Annotated in this window: 14 protein-coding genes; 4 read left to right on the plus strand and 10 right to left on the minus strand. The window is 53.7% G+C overall.

Going from position 1 to position 13,827, the window contains the following annotated elements:
- Positions 1 to 192: 192 nt before the first annotated feature.
- Positions 193 to 930, plus strand: a complete 738-nt coding sequence (locus Q1A43_RS07315) for an endonuclease/exonuclease/phosphatase family protein (protein WP_299921649.1) — start codon at positions 193 to 195, stop codon at positions 928 to 930.
- Positions 931 to 1,489: 559 nt separating this feature from the next.
- Here the strand turns inward: Q1A43_RS07315 and Q1A43_RS07320 are convergent.
- From Q1A43_RS07320 to Q1A43_RS07355, 8 genes are all read right to left on the minus strand, one after another.
- Complete coding sequence (locus Q1A43_RS07320) at positions 1,490 to 2,179, minus strand: DUF2092 domain-containing protein (protein ID WP_299933821.1); 690 nt, start codon at positions 2,177 to 2,179, stop codon at positions 1,490 to 1,492.
- 686 nt (positions 2,180 to 2,865) lie between these two features.
- Entirely contained in the window at positions 2,866 to 3,741 is an 876-nt protein-coding gene (locus Q1A43_RS07325; RefSeq protein WP_299933823.1) for a dioxygenase, read from the minus strand.
- A gap of 11 nt (positions 3,742 to 3,752) precedes the next feature.
- Positions 3,753 to 5,060 carry a TRAP transporter large permease subunit gene (locus Q1A43_RS07330; protein WP_299921653.1) on the minus strand — a complete coding sequence of 436 codons (1,308 nt, stop codon included), beginning with the start codon at positions 5,058 to 5,060 and terminating at the stop codon, positions 3,753 to 3,755.
- Positions 5,057 to 5,608, minus strand: a complete 552-nt coding sequence (locus Q1A43_RS07335; protein WP_299933825.1) for a TRAP transporter small permease subunit — start codon at positions 5,606 to 5,608, stop codon at positions 5,057 to 5,059. Before Q1A43_RS07335 ends, Q1A43_RS07330 begins: the two co-directional genes overlap by 4 nt.
- A 25-nt stretch (positions 5,609 to 5,633) precedes the next feature.
- Complete coding sequence (locus Q1A43_RS07340) at positions 5,634 to 6,704, minus strand: C4-dicarboxylate TRAP transporter substrate-binding protein (protein ID WP_299933827.1); 1,071 nt, start codon at positions 6,702 to 6,704, stop codon at positions 5,634 to 5,636.
- A 35-nt stretch (positions 6,705 to 6,739) separates the two neighbouring features.
- Positions 6,740 to 7,189 (minus strand): OsmC family protein, encoded by a 450-nt coding sequence (locus Q1A43_RS07345; protein WP_299933829.1) that lies wholly within the window; start codon positions 7,187 to 7,189, stop codon positions 6,740 to 6,742.
- 22 nt (positions 7,190 to 7,211) lie between these two features.
- A complete protein-coding gene (locus tag Q1A43_RS07350) occupies positions 7,212 to 7,877 on the minus strand; it encodes a malonic semialdehyde reductase (RefSeq protein WP_299933831.1) in 666 nt (221 codons plus the stop codon).
- Positions 7,874 to 8,755 (minus strand): fumarylacetoacetate hydrolase family protein, encoded by an 882-nt coding sequence (locus tag Q1A43_RS07355; RefSeq protein WP_299921658.1) that lies wholly within the window; start codon positions 8,753 to 8,755, stop codon positions 7,874 to 7,876. Before Q1A43_RS07355 ends, Q1A43_RS07350 begins: the two co-directional genes overlap by 4 nt.
- A 93-nt stretch (positions 8,756 to 8,848) precedes the next feature.
- On the opposite strand from Q1A43_RS07355, the gene Q1A43_RS07360 reads away from it, so the two are divergent.
- Together Q1A43_RS07360 and Q1A43_RS07365 are read left to right on the plus strand one after the other, a co-directional pair.
- Positions 8,849 to 9,235, plus strand: a complete 387-nt coding sequence (locus tag Q1A43_RS07360; RefSeq protein WP_299921659.1) for a YciI family protein — start codon at positions 8,849 to 8,851, stop codon at positions 9,233 to 9,235.
- 18 nt (positions 9,236 to 9,253) lie between these two features.
- A complete protein-coding gene (locus Q1A43_RS07365) occupies positions 9,254 to 9,922 on the plus strand; it encodes a GntR family transcriptional regulator (RefSeq protein WP_299921660.1) in 669 nt (222 codons plus the stop codon).
- A 322-nt stretch (positions 9,923 to 10,244) separates the two neighbouring features.
- On the opposite strand, the gene Q1A43_RS07370 is transcribed toward Q1A43_RS07365, so the two are convergent.
- Positions 10,245 to 11,759, minus strand: a complete 1,515-nt coding sequence (locus tag Q1A43_RS07370; RefSeq protein WP_299933833.1) for a malonyl-CoA synthase — start codon at positions 11,757 to 11,759, stop codon at positions 10,245 to 10,247.
- 9 nt (positions 11,760 to 11,768) lie between these two features.
- Positions 11,769 to 13,010: a malonyl-CoA decarboxylase gene (locus Q1A43_RS07375; protein ID WP_299933835.1), complete on the minus strand. Its 1,242-nt coding sequence runs from the start codon at positions 13,008 to 13,010 to the stop codon at positions 11,769 to 11,771.
- Between the two features lie 123 nt (positions 13,011 to 13,133).
- Between Q1A43_RS07375 and Q1A43_RS07380 the strand changes: the two genes are divergently transcribed.
- Positions 13,134 to 13,784 (plus strand): GntR family transcriptional regulator, encoded by a 651-nt coding sequence (locus Q1A43_RS07380; RefSeq protein ID WP_299933837.1) that lies wholly within the window; start codon positions 13,134 to 13,136, stop codon positions 13,782 to 13,784.
- Positions 13,785 to 13,827 lie beyond the last annotated feature (43 nt).

A 13,827-nucleotide genomic window follows, 5' to 3' on the forward strand; every position in this document is an offset into this window, starting at 1 on the left:
ACTCTCCTGTCGTTGATATATTGATTTTAGCATGTGTTTGCCAAAAACGGAACCGTTTCGTGACCTTGTCGGACCTCGTTCGCATTGGAGGTTTCCGTGCAAGTGCTGGACAGTCCGTGCGCTGCTCCCTAACTTGCCAGCGGTGCGATCACGCGGTTTGATCGCGGGGATGCAGCAAAGTTGGTCGACATCGTGAACAAAGACGGGCGTCTTAGACTGGCGAGCTACAATATCCAAAAATCGGTCGGCTTGGACTTTCGCCGCGATCCGGGGCGTATAATTGATGTCATCAACGCGTTGGATGCCGATGTTATCGCCCTTCAAGAGGTTGATAAGCGGTTGGGTGACCGGCCATCGTCCATCGCACGGGACATGATTGAACACGCAACAGATTTTCAAATCGCCGAGCTTGCCAAAAATGATGTCAGTTTGGGGTGGCATGGCAACGCGGTTCTTGTGCGCAAAGGTTTGACCATTCACGGGGTTGACCATCTGGAACTGCCCGGTTTGGAACCGCGTGGAGCGGTTCAGGTTGATGTGGGCGACGAAGGTAATCGATTGTCCGTTGTGGGTGTGCATCTTGGGTTGTTGCGCCCGTATCGGCGGGCGCAATTGGCCAAAATCAGGGAACATCTGAAAATCAAAGACGTCCCGGATGCGGTGGTGATGGGGGACTTCAATGAATGGTCATCCGATCTTGGCCTCGAGCCATTGACCGATCATTTTGACGTTATCAGCCCGGGGAAATCCTTCCATAGCGCGCGCCCATTGGCCGGGCTTGACCGCTTTGCTCTTAGCACACGGTTGGAAATGTTGGATGCTGGTGTTGATCAAAGCAAACGCGCCAAAATCGCCTCCGACCACTTGCCAATTTGGACCGATGTTCGTCTACCAAAGCGGCGGCGCTTGGATGGAACCGACACTGGCTAGTCTGACCTGCGTTGTTTTCAGGACCCAAGTGCGGGATTCTCTGGCAGCTATTGTCGAAATCGATATCAACGTTGGTTCTTCTTCTGATGCGCCTTCTCAACACCCAAGGGAACCTCGGATTTAGCCACGCGTGAGCGCGTTTTGAAGTCGGTGCATGCTGAATTTGCGCCGTTTCAATGCAAATACCGCCATAGCCGTGACCATGGCAGTATATATATTTTCCTACGTGGCGTGTCTTAAAACGTGACGATGACATATCCGTTGCCGGAGCTTTGATAGTAGCGCCCGCCGCAATCCCAGACGGCGTATCCATAAACGGTTGCTCGTACGCATTTTGCGCTTGGCAATGAGTTGTAATATGCGCCGCGGCGCATCGCCCTGCGGTTTGTGCGTCTTGCCACGCCTGCAATGCTTCCGGGCGTCAGAGGACGGCCGATCTCAGCCGAAACAGGCTTTGGCCCTGCTTGCCCCGAGGCTAGGGAAATGGGGTCAAACTCAAATGTGAACGCCGTTACCAGGGCCGCAACCAATGCTGTTTTCTTTGCTATCTTCATGGCTACTACTCCGACGTGTCGCTGATATTGCCCGCCGCATCAATTGCGACCGTGGTCAGTTTTGTCGCCCCATCTGGCGGTGAAAACGCAAAAGTTGCCGCATCAAACATCGGTTCGGTGTTCCAATTCGACAGCAGGATGGAATACTCCGGGGCCCCGGCCAACAGTTTGCTGGTGATGACATAATGGACGGGCAGGGGAGCATCGCCATCCTTGACCCAAAGTTGCCAATCGACGTCTAAGCCACGAAACGCGAGATGATGCACAGGGTCGCCGCCAAGTGTGGTCATTCCGACATGGACACCTGACAAGACGTCACTGTCTTTGGCATCCATCGGCGTATTTGTGAGAAGATCCGCGCCTGGAACATCAAACCCGATCGTGTCCCTCACAACGGCCACGCCATCATCAGTGGTTGTGGCGGGCAATTGCACATATCCATTCACCCGCGTTCCAAACAACGTGAGCTGCCCATTGTCCAAGAAAAACTCCAGATCGGCCAACGCCCCGTGATTAGAGACGCGAAATTGTCCGGGGCGATTGACAGCAATGCTCCCTGATTTGGCAAGTTTCAGTTTCTGGCCGTTTTGGGTGATGACGTCGGTGCTGGCATCAAAATCGACTGAAAAACCAGAGAGTTCAGTCAGATAAGCAGACATATCGGACAGAACCTTGCTGGCGTCCTTGTCGATCATTGGTTCGTGCCCGTCGGCAGATGCCGTGACCACGGAACAGCTCAAAATTGTAGCGGTAGCCAGTCCTCGCGGTGTCCATTGAGAAATGTTGAAATTGTTATTTCGCATTGATATCGCTCCGGCTTGTTTAAACGCAGGGTAGTGGTTCTTGGGGGATAAAACAGGTTTATTATCTTCCCTGGCTAAGGTGGGCGGGACGATGCCAACGAAACCGGAGCCTTTGGTTTGACGGATTTCGTAAAGGGAGTCGGCCGGGTGTCATTCTGGGATCAGTATTGATGACAAATTGCCCAAAGGAAATTGTTCGCTTTTGTACACGGGCTTAGCCAACGCGCTCTGTGATCGGCATGCCAAGTGCCGCATAGCGAGTGTAAATGGCGGTGAGGGTTTGGATTTAGCAGTGCTATTACAGGCTGCTCTCCGTCGGCGCGTCGGTGGCGTTGGTACTGCGAAATGATCCGTCAAACGCGTTGGTTGGAAACCGTTTGGTCAGGGAATATCCGCTCCACACGCATTGCTATCTTGACGCCAGAGCGGAGGACAAGGTGATTGCCAACCGGTTGCGCACAACAAAGGGTTTTAGTCTGCTTGATTGGCTGGGGGCTAGGTTCTGGCAAACTAAAAAAGGCGTGCCCCGGATGGATAGGAGCACGCCTTTTTTTGTGCAGCTTCAAGAGCGCTTCATTTTACGTATCGTCGTCAATGGACAGGATCAGATCGAACTTAACGTATAGAAATGGCTCAATCACGCTCCCGGATAGGGCCAAGCCATCGGGGAATTCGGTGGCAGGGCGGGTGTGGTAGGTCATCACCAAATCTTTGCGCACTCCGAAAACCGTGTCTTCGTCGAGATAGGGATCATCATCGGGGAACACCTCTGTCACCAGCGACCGGAACCCCGGTGCTGTGGCAATGTAGTGAAGGTGAGACGGGCGCCATGGGTGGCGACCGGCGGCCTCCAAAAGCTCACCAACCGGACCATCGGAGGGAACCGTGTAGCTTACCGGGCGCACCGTGGTGAAACAGAACTCACCATTGTCATCGGCGGTCATCAAACCGTGGAAGGAATGGATATCCTGATCCGGGTCTTGGCTGGAATACATGCCATTTGGCGCGGTTTGCCAGATGTCGATTTGCGCTCCGGGGATGGCATTGCCATCGGTGTCGCGCACTTGTCCTTCGACCAACAACACCGGGCCTTCGAAGTCACGTTTCATATCGCCGCCAATCGCCAGAGGCGGCGGGTTAGACACATGGAATGGCCCAAGCACTGAAGAGCTTGTCGCGTCAGGTTTGCTATGCATCATGTCAACCAAAGACGACAGGCCAAGCACATCTGAGAAAAGCACAAATTCGTTGCGCTCTGGCGTGGTGATCCGCCCGGCATGTTCCAGCATCGACAGCCCCTTGCGCCATTCATCATGGGTTAGGTTCACCTCGCGGGTGAAATCATGCAGGTGTTGAGCCAATGAGATCATAATTTCACGGGTGCGGGGGTCAGTGTCTTTGCCAAAGTAGCCGGTGAACACGTCGGTTATATTGTCAACTGTAACATCGCGCATGGCAACGTCTCCTAGTTCAGAATTGCAAGGCTTAGAGCGGGAAAGCGGATCAAGATGATCAGGATGATCAACATGACAAAGGCAAAAGGCAGGGCACCCATAAACACGTCTTTGAGCGAGATCCGATCATCGTTCAGTGTGGATTTGATAACAAAGCAGGAAATGCCAAGCGGTGGGGTCAAAAGACCAATTTCAGCACCGACAACGGTGATGATGCCAAACCAGATCAGCGACAGGTCCATGGCCTCGACCAACGGCAGGAACAGCGGCACAACAATCAGAATGATCGAGGCCGTATCGAGTAACGTGCCGAGGAAGAGCATCATGACGACATAGATGATCATGATCATGACGAAAGATGATTGGTTTCCGGCCAACATGTCCTGAAGCTGATTTGGGAGACCGGCAAGGCCGAGCATCCGGCTATAGATCGAGGCGGCCGTAATCAGGAACAGGATCGCCGCCGTGATGTGACCGGTTTCTAGCAATGCCTCCCAAAACCCTTTGAGCGACATGGACCGGCGGATAAGGGCGATCAATAGAGCAACCAGCGCGCCCGTGGCCCCGGCTTCGACGGCGGTTAGCCAACCGGTATAGATACCGCCCAAAACCACGGTGATTAGTCCAAGGGTTGGCAGTGTCTTGGAGGCGATTTCACGGCCAGACATCAGTTCGTAATCTTCGGCGGGGCGGCCACCCACAAACCCGGGGGTAAAGCGCCCCATGAACCAGATTGCGGCGACATAGGCGATAGCCAGCATTATGCCGGGTACGACACCGGCCAGGAACATGTCACCAACCGATTGTTCGGCCACAAACGAGTAGATGATCAACATCGCCGAGGGTGGAATGATCATACCAAGGACCGAGCTTCCTGCCACAACACCTACTGCAAAGCGTGGGTTGTAGTCTTGGGCGATCATCTGCGGGACAGAAACCTTGGTGAAAACCGAGGCGGAGGCAATCGACGATCCGGTCACCGCAGCGAACACAGCGTTGGCCCCAACCGTGGCCATGCCGATCCCGCCTTTGACCTTGCGAAAGCGCATGGTCATGACTTCGTAGATGTCGCGTCCTAACCCCGCCTTTGAGACTATGAGCCCCATAAAGGTAAACAACGGGATGGTGGCGAAACTGTATTCCATCGCGCTGTCGCCAACGGCGATTTTGAGCAGGTTAAGGGCCAAAGTGAAGTTGTCGCGCATCAACCAGATGGAGACAAAGGACACCGTACCCAGAGCAATGGGGATGTAGACACCCGCATAGATCAAAAAGACGATGGCGATGACCGAAATCAGGCCTATTTCAATGGGAGTCATGTAGTGGGCTCGTCATGTTCTGGAGCTCGGATGAGCTGAGGGCGATCCTGGGCGGTGATGACTTTGATAACGAACATCAGACAGCACAACGCCGCGCTTGCTGTGATGACCAATTTGATCGGCCACCAAGGGGCGGTGAAGATACCTGGGACGCCAAAGTAATCTTTGGTGTGATACATCTCGATGAAATCCGGATAGACCGCATAGGCGATTAAACCCATAAAGATCGCCGAGATGGCATTGATGATCCGACGCAAGGTTGCGGTCAGGCCGGGTTTGCGGTGATGCAAGACATTGAGAAACCCATCCGAGCGCGTCAATCGATCAACGCGCACCACGTCGGGTAGTTGCAGGAAAACGATCAACACGACCGAAAACTGCACAACTTCGTAGGCTCCGCGAAACGGGGCGCTAAACACGCCCCGCGCGATAACATCGTAATTCACGATCAAAACCAACCCCAGCACAACCAGAGTTCCGGCGGCATTGGCAATGATTGCAGTGGCATTCGCGACCTTGGACAGGCCAGCAACAGCGGTCTTTAACATGATACTGACCTCCCTTTGGCTTTGATTACTCTTGGGTCCAGTCGCGCACGCCGGTGTGGCCTGCTGCTTCTAGTTTGCTCAAATAGGCCGCCAGCATATCGGAACCGGGTTCGCCCGCGTCATTGAGAGTTTTGGCCCATTCTTGCGCAATGTTAGGCATCGCATTTGCCCAAGTGGCGCGATCTTCGTCTGAGACCTCAACAATTGTGCCACCCGCTGCAACATAGGCATCCGCCGCCGCCGCTGCGCGATCCATTGCCAAGCCTGACAGGTGATCACGGTAGTCTACAGCAACAGCTTGCAGAACCTCTTGGACCTCAGCAGGAAGCTTCTTCCAATAGTCGGCATTCACGGTGATGGTTTTGGAGTTCACCGCGCCCAAATCTGCGCGCAACATATAAGGGGCGACTTCGGAAATTTTGAAGGTCGCCGCCGCCTCTGGCCAAAGCTGGGCCGCGTCGACGAGACCGGTCTGAAGCATATTGTAGAAGTCGGTCAGCCCGCCACGGACTCCTGCCGCGCCGTTAATCCCTTCGAGATAGCGCAGGTTCATACCCGCCCCGGCGATTTTGAAGCCTTCGAGATCAGAGACCGATGCGACTTCTTTTGTCGAAAACACTTGGTAGGTGTCCAAAACAACGCCGGTGGCCAGATAGACTTGATTTTGCTTGGCAAATTCGTTTTGCATGGCCGGGAATTCACGGGCGATTTCGTCAACCGCTTTGGCGACGGCACGGGCATCGGTGGACACAAACGGAGTCACCGCGGCGATGCCTTGGCTCGGCAGTTTTGATGAATGGAAAATTGTTGTGACGATGCCAATGTCACCCAGTCCAAGCTGAACGCCTTCGAGAACGCCCTTGGGCTTCACAATTGAGCCGCCATAGCTTTCTTGCCAATCCATCACATAGTTGCCGGTTTCAGCAAGGCGTTTGTCGACTTCGGGAATGAAGAAATTCGTAAACTCTTTTACCCAAAGCGCCCGTGCCGGGTAGCCGTCGATCACCACGGCTGAGATTTTTTCCTGTGCAATCGCTGGGATCGCTGTACATGCCAGCATTGCCCCGAGGGCAAGCCCTTTTGTCCAAATTGTCATCTTTTTCCTCCCTTAGATGTTCGTTTATCAGTGTGTTATGTCGCGGCCTTTACCCAGTTGACGGTCAAATCTGTTCCCGCTGCCGAAAACAGTTTGGCAATAGCACAGTATTTGGCGGTCTCCTCACCGACCAAAGCGATGTCGGCTTCTGATGCCGGGCCGTCCGATGTGACCGTCAAGGTGATGCCGGGGAAGGGGATGTCGATCTCTTCCTCCATGAGAACACCACGCCGATCGAATTTGGCGCGTGCGTCGATGGTCAGAACCCCAACATCAATGCCCAACCGTTTGGCGCATTTGTGGCCAATCACGTTGGTACAGGCGATCAATGAGGCCACCGCCGTTTCGGTCGGCGACGCCCCTAGGTTTGTGCCACCGCGTTCCAGAGGCTCGTCAACGATACAGGTCAAATCGCGAATGCCGATTTCCGTGCGCGCATGTGTGGGGCACTCGGCCTTGGCGCGATAGGTTACGACAGTTTTCATTTTCACAGCCATTTTGGCCCCCTCAGGCAAAGCTACACACTTGGTCAAATGCAAAACGCGGCAGTTTTTGGAACAAAGCTGTCTCGTCTGCATAGCCAATGTTGCATAGAAAGTTGGAGCGCAGGCTGGTGCCGGCAAAGAACTCTTCGTCGACAATCGCGTTAGAAAACCCAGATATCGGCCCGACATCCAAGCCAAGCGCCCGCGCGGCGATCATAAAGTATCCGCCTTGCAAGGTGCCATTGCGAAAGGCCGTTGTTTCCGCGTGCTCGGCTTTGCCTTCGAAATGCGGGCGGCGATCTTCGTGTGGGAACAAAAATGGCAGCTCGGTCCAAAAGTCGAGGTCATGGGCGATAATGGTACAGACCGGTGCCCCCATAACCTTGGGAACGTTGGCTGGCTTGAGGGCCTTGGCCAACCGTTCCTTGCCCTCTTGAGAGCGGACAAAGACAAAACGGGCCGGGCAGGTGTTCATGCTTGTTGGGCCGCCGGCGGTGATTTCATAAAGCTGCTGGATCACCTCATCTTCGACGGGCTTGTCAGTCCATGCGTAATGAGACCGGGCTTGGCGCAAAATAAGATCAATGGCGTCTTTACCCAAGTGGTCGACCCGATCTCGAAGCGCACGCACATCCGATTGTGCCTTTGCGCGTAGCTCGGCCAACTCTTGTCCTGTTGGCGCGCTCATCCTGCGGCCACCGATGCGTTGAAATCATCTTCGTCGACAATTGGGCTCTTGCAAATGCCAATGCCTTCGACTTCGGCTTCGACGGTTTCACCGGGGCGCAACCACCGTGGCGGGGTTTTGGCATGCCCAACACCCGGAGGTGTGCCCATGGCAATATAGTCACCGGGTTCCAACGTGGTGTAGACCGAAATCAGCGCGATGGTTTTGGCAACCGACCACATCATGTCATCGGTATTGGCGCTTTGCAGAATTTCATCCCCAACACGCGACTCGATTTTAAGCCCAACTGCGCCTACGGGCAATTCATCGGGTGTGACGGCAAACGGGCCAATGGCACCGGTGTTGTCGAAATTCTTGCCCGGCGTCCATTGATGCGTTTTGCGCTGATAGTCACGCACTGAGCCGTCGTTCAAAACGGTGTAGGCAAAGACATGGTCAAGCGCGTCTTCTTCTTTGATATGGCGGCCGCCTTTACCGACAATCACCATCAGTTCGACTTCATAATCAAGCTTTTCCGACACGGTCGGACGGACCATCGGGGCCCCCGCGGGCATGATCGAATTCTTGCCGCGCATGAACAAGGCTGGATATTCTGGTATCTCGTAACCACCTTCCTTGATGTGGTCGACATAGTTTAGACCAAGGCAGATGATCGTTCCCGGCTTTGCCACGGGCAGGGCAGGTGTAATCGAGTCTACCGGCACTTTTGGCGCGCTGGCCAACACCCCAGAAAGAGATTTCTGTAGCTCGGGGCTTTCGATCAACCCCATCAAATCCGGGCCAACTTTGTTGTCTAGATCTGACAAGTTCACCGCGTCATTGCCGTCGATCGCAAAGACGGCTGTGCCGCTGTCTGTCTCGCCCACCAGGTATTTCATGTTCAGATTCCTTGTTCGTTTGACAAAAAAATTGACTACTATAATCTCGTTTGTCAACAAATATCGATATTTTAAACTTTGAAGGGAAAATCCATGGTTGCTTGGACCGACTATAAATCGGAGGCAAAAGCCCGGGGCGCATTGGCGTTGGAGCTATATGTGGCGCTAAGCTCGCCGGCTCAGTCTCCGCAGGAAATTAAGGCAAATTTGCCCGAGCATTTGGCGTATCAAGCCAAGTTGGAAGGTCTGGGCCAACTGGCGTTTGCGGGGCCAATGTCGGATGAAACTGGGGCATCCATGGAGGGGGTCGGTATGATCGTTTACCGGGCTGAAAGCCTTGAACACGCCCAAACTCTGGCCGAATCAGACCCGATGCATGCTAGCGGAGCGCGCAGCTATACGCTAAGACGCTGGCTGATTAACGAAGGCTCCTTGTCCGTCTCAGTTGGATTGTCCACCAAGTCGGTTGACTTCAGATAAACCCGGGAACTCGGTTCTATGAATATTATTGATGACAGGGGTCAAAAAGAAACCTCCGCGACGCGGAGCGCGTATTTGTCGATCCGGGAAATGATCTTGACTGGGAAACTCCCAGCTGGAGAAAAGCTTAAGATCGAAAAGCTTCGCACGTTGCTGGAAACAGGGGCCTCTCCGGTGCGTGAGGCATTGAGCTTGTTAACATCTGATATGTTGGTCGAACGGATCGATCAGCGCGGGTTTCGGGCCGCCCCTGCCAGTCAGGCGAATTTTGCCGAAATTCTGATGTTGCGCTGTGCGCTCGAAGATATGGCTGTTCGACAATCGGTCGACAATGCTGATTCCGATTGGGAAGAGGCTTTGGTTTTGTGCCATCACCGGATGAAGAAGGCGGCGGACAACGGTGATGGGACCTTTGAGGATACGCACAAAGCCTTTCACATGGCGTTGCTCGACAATTGCGGGTCACCGATGCTCCTTAAGTATTGTAGTCAGTTGTACGACCTCAATATCCGGTATCGATATCTCGCGGCTGGAAGTGATTCATACCAAAGCCGCAATATTCCCGCAGAACACGAAGACATCATGTCGGCGGCCATCCAACGTGACGCGGCCCTGGCGGCGGAACGCTTGATCACTCATTACCGCCTGACGGGCGATTACTTGAACGCGCAGCTCAAAGACATTTGACCCCAAAGGAGATGCGATAAATGGGCGGTTGGGATGACATTTCCGACGTTCAAAATGGCAAGCGACACTCACGGCGTTGCTCCTACCCGAGGGGGGGATTGCGTAAGTTGTTTTTACGGCTCACAGGGCCAGCAAAGATGCCAAACAGGCTTATTGCGTAGACGATCAAATCCATCTACGCAGTTTTTTCATTTTTGTGAGTAACTGGCGACAACGCCAAATGCATGGCAAAAGCGATACCGAAAACACCACGTCGCCAGAGACATCGCGGTGTTTCAATGCGTAGAACCAATTCAAAATCAACGATTTAGCCGATGTTCTTTTAGGTCGTAAAAAGCCCAGAGTAAGTATCTCGAAGTGCTTTTTTCTGAACCTTTCCCATGGTGTTACGCGGAAGTTCAGGCAGAACAATAAGGCGTTGAGGGTGCTTGAAACGTGCAAGGGTGGTGGCAACACTGGCTTTGATCGCGTCTAGATCAAGCTCCTGAGAGCCATCAGCCACAAGCACGCCAACCACCGTTTCACCAAAATCAGGATGTGGTACGCCAATAACGGCGCTTTCGAGCACACCAGGCTGGTCATCCAACACCAACTCGATCTCCTTTGGATAGATGTTATAGCCGCCCGAAATGATCAGATCTTTGTTCCGACCGACAATTGACAGATAGCCATCGGCGTCAAAACAGCCCAAATCGCCGGTGATGAAAAACCCATCAGAGCGAAGCTCTTCGGCGGTTTTTTCGGGCATTTGCCAATAGCCTTGGAACACGTTGGGGCCGCGCACTTCGATCTCTCCGATCTCACCTTGGGGCAATGTTTTTCCTGTGGCGCTATCGGTGACTTTGACTTCGGTGCCGGGAAGCGGAAGACCCACCGTTCCGGCGCGCCGGTCCCCTGAATAGGGGTTGGACGTGTTCATATTGGTTTCAGTCATGCCATAGCGTTCCAGAATTCGGTGGCCTGTGCGTTCCTGAAACTGAACATGGGTATCTGCCAAAAGCGGAGCGCTCCCCGAAACAAACAGGCGCATATGCTGGGTCAGGGTTTTGTCGAACCGAGGGTCAGACAACAGTCGCGTATAAAAGGTCGGAACACCCATCATCGTTGTGGCATTGGGCAGTTGGGCAATAATTTGGTCCAGATCGAATTTGGGTAGGAAAATCATCTGACTGCCGGCCATAAGTGTCACGTTGGACGCAACAAAAAGCCCATGAGTGTGAAAGATCGGCAATGCATGAAGCAGCACGTCGTCTTTGCTAAACTGCCATTGGTCGACAAGCACCCGCGCATTCGACAGCAGGTTGCCTTGGGTCAACATTGCCCCTTTGGAACGACCGGTTGTGCCAGATGTATATAAGAACGCAGCAAGATCATCCTCGCTGCGCTCGACAGTTACAAAGCTGCTGGCCAAGGGGTGCGATTTGCTATGGAAACTCCCAGAACCGTCAGCGTTAAGTGTTTCCAGCTGCGCGCCACAGGCATCCGCCATGTCCTTTAGGGCAGGGGCGTTGTCACTATCGCATACCACAACCCGCGCCCCGCTGTTTTCAACGAAATACCGAACTTCATCGGCTGTGTAAGCGGTGTTGAGCGGTAGAAAAACAATACCCGCTTGCGCACAAGCGGCGTATATCGCCAGAGCCTGCGGTGACTTTGCGATCTGAACCGCCAACCGGTCCCCGGGTTCCAGACCAAGCTGGGTTAGCAACGTGGCGTAGCGGGCAGCGGTTTCAAGAAAGGCCGCATAGGTGATGGTTTGCCCGTCTGGCAACGTCAGAAACACGGATGTTTTGCCGGTGTGGCACCCGAACAAAGTGTCATAAAGCGGATTGGTCATCGTGGTCTCCTAATTTCCGGATTTAGCACCAGCGCTCAGCGTCCGCACCTCAGAGGAGGCTGTGACGGTTTGCTCGGTGGCAAAACGTTCGTGGTTTCGAGCGATTTTCTTGAGGTCATACAGATAGTTGACCATCGCGCCGTTCGATTGGCTCATGCCATTTTCAGAGGTGTCGGCGCGGGCGTGGACGGCATGGATTTGCGCGCCATTGCCCAGATGAAACCGAGCAACAGGATCAAGCGGCAATCCATCTGCACGCTTCGCTTCTAGCAAGTATTGCGCGGCCTTGGCTTGTTCGTCGTCCGCCGAGTTGGGCTGCGATTGTCCGGTTTTGTCGAGCCACCGGTTCAGGCCGGGGATTGGTGAGAGTGTCACGAAATTACGTAGGTTTGGAAGATCTTGGGCCAAGTCCGCGGCGACTTGTTTGATCAAGGAATTGCCAAAGGAAATGCCAGCCAATCCAGCCTGACAATTTGAGATCGAATAGAAAACGGCGGTATCGGCATCATCTGCCTCAATCGCATCGCGGCCATCAGCCAAGAGGTCTTGGATGGAATTGGGGACACCGCGGGTCAGCGCGACCTCTACAAAAATCAACGGTTCGTCGGCCATGGCAGGGTGAAAAAATCCAAAACAGCGTCGATCCGAGGGCTGAAGCCTTCGCCGTAGATCGTCCCAGCTGTCGATGGCATGCACAGCTTCATAGGCAATAATCTTTTCGAGAATCTCAGCCGGGCTGGACCAGTTGATAGGCCGCAGCACCAGAAACCCACGATTAAACCACGATGAAAACAGATGTTTAAGATCGACATCCAAAGGGGCAAGATTGGGATGTTCGTGAATGAAGCCAAGAAGGTCTTTGCGCAGGCCAACCAATTTTCCAGTCGCACCCGGTACTTGGTTAAGACGCCGTGCCAATTCTTGTCGCTTGGGTTCGCAAGCGGTGGCAAAGGCCCGATAACTGTCTTTTGACGGAGTGGCCTGATAGGTAGCCAAGGTCTCCGTGACTTGAGCGGGGTCTATTTCCAACTCATGAGTCATGAATTCAAAAAACTTTCGTTTTTCATCGCCATCCATGGCGGCATATCTGTTCAAAATCAGAGTGGCCAAGGACCCACCGGACACCTCGCCATGATTGCCCAGCAAATCAATTGCAAGCTCATGTGTAGGCCGGTCATCCGTCAAACTGGGCAACGCCCCCCGATACCGGCGTTCAAACACGGTCGAGATCAAATCTCCAAATAGACTCATGTCGTGGTCCCTTTTGCAGAAAGTCTGATGTGTGTGTGACAGGCTTTGCATTCACAATCAATGATATTGTATACAATATAGCGGTCATTGCATTTTGAAAAGGCGCAGTGTTAGATGCCCAGCATGGAATCTCGACGCGCAACGCAAATAGCCGAAGCCCTGCAGCAACAGGTTTTTTCAGGGCGATATGAAGATGGTGACAAGCTGGACGAAGTTCGGCTTGCGGAGCAATTTGAAGTGTCCCGAACGCCGATCCGCGAGGCGCTGCAAGAGCTTGTTGGGACTGGTTTGGCCGAACAAATCCCGCGACGCGGTGTGTTTGTACGTCTGCCGGGGCCCGTTGAACTCATGGAAATGTTTGAGACAATGGCCGAGTTGGAGGCCGCTTGTGCGCGGTTGGCGGCATCTCGGATCACCGACACCGGATTGGCACAATTGCGTGAGGCCAATTCCAAGTGCCAAGAGGCCATCGAGGTTCAGGATTTTGATCGGTACTATGCTCAGAACGAAGCCTTTCACCAAGCGATCTATCGCGGCGCGGCCAATGGATTTTTGGCCAAACATGCGGCACAGTTGCAAAATCGTTTGAAACCGTACCGCAAAGAGCAGCTGCGGTTTCGTGGTCGGATGGATCAATCAATGGCGGAACATGTTGCCATTGTTGCTGCGCTTGAACGCGGTGATGGGCGCGCGGCCGAACAGGCCCTGCGGGATCACGTCGCGGTCCAAGGTGAAAAATTCCATCAGTTGATGGCCAACCTAAATAGCAAATAGAACACAGGCGCACGACCTGGGATTTTATGGTTTTGTCGCGGAC

This window comes from uncultured Pelagimonas sp. (genome assembly GCF_947498515.1).
In the GTDB taxonomy this organism is placed as follows: Bacteria; Pseudomonadota; Alphaproteobacteria; order Rhodobacterales; family Rhodobacteraceae; genus Pelagimonas.

Bases quoted from the DNA above. Each gene is read 5' to 3' on its own strand.
- Q1A43_RS07330 (WP_299921653.1), bottom strand. From the start codon at position 5,060: ATGACTCCCATTGAAATAGGCCTGATTTCGGTCATCGCCATCGTCTTT.
- Q1A43_RS07380 (WP_299933837.1), top strand. From the start codon at position 13,134: ATGGAATCTCGACGCGCAACGCAAATAGCCGAAGCCCTGCAGCAACAG.
- Q1A43_RS07320 (WP_299933821.1), bottom strand. From the start codon at position 2,179: ATGATCGACAAGGACGCCAGCAAGGTTCTGTCCGATATGTCTGCTTAT.
- Q1A43_RS07355 (WP_299921658.1), bottom strand. From the start codon at position 8,755: ATGAAATACCTGGTGGGCGAGACAGACAGCGGCACAGCCGTCTTTGCG.
- Q1A43_RS07370 (WP_299933833.1), bottom strand. From the start codon at position 11,759: ATGACCAATCCGCTTTATGACACTTTGTTCGGGTGCCACACCGGCAAA.
- Q1A43_RS07325 (WP_299933823.1), bottom strand. From the start codon at position 3,741: ATGCGCGATGTTACAGTTGACAATATAACCGACGTGTTCACCGGCTAC.
- Q1A43_RS07335 (WP_299933825.1), bottom strand. From the start codon at position 5,608: ATGTTAAAGACCGCTGTTGCTGGCCTGTCCAAGGTCGCGAATGCCACT.
- Q1A43_RS07375 (WP_299933835.1), bottom strand. From the start codon at position 13,010: ATGAGTCTATTTGGAGATTTGATCTCGACCGTGTTTGAACGCCGGTAT.
- Q1A43_RS07345 (WP_299933829.1), bottom strand. From the start codon at position 7,189: ATGAAAACTGTCGTAACCTATCGCGCCAAGGCCGAGTGCCCCACACAT.
- Q1A43_RS07360 (WP_299921659.1), top strand. From the start codon at position 8,849: ATGGTTGCTTGGACCGACTATAAATCGGAGGCAAAAGCCCGGGGCGCA.
- Q1A43_RS07340 (WP_299933827.1), bottom strand. From the start codon at position 6,704: ATGACAATTTGGACAAAAGGGCTTGCCCTCGGGGCAATGCTGGCATGT.
- Q1A43_RS07365 (WP_299921660.1), top strand. From the start codon at position 9,254: ATGAATATTATTGATGACAGGGGTCAAAAAGAAACCTCCGCGACGCGG.
- Q1A43_RS07350 (WP_299933831.1), bottom strand. From the start codon at position 7,877: ATGAGCGCGCCAACAGGACAAGAGTTGGCCGAGCTACGCGCAAAGGCA.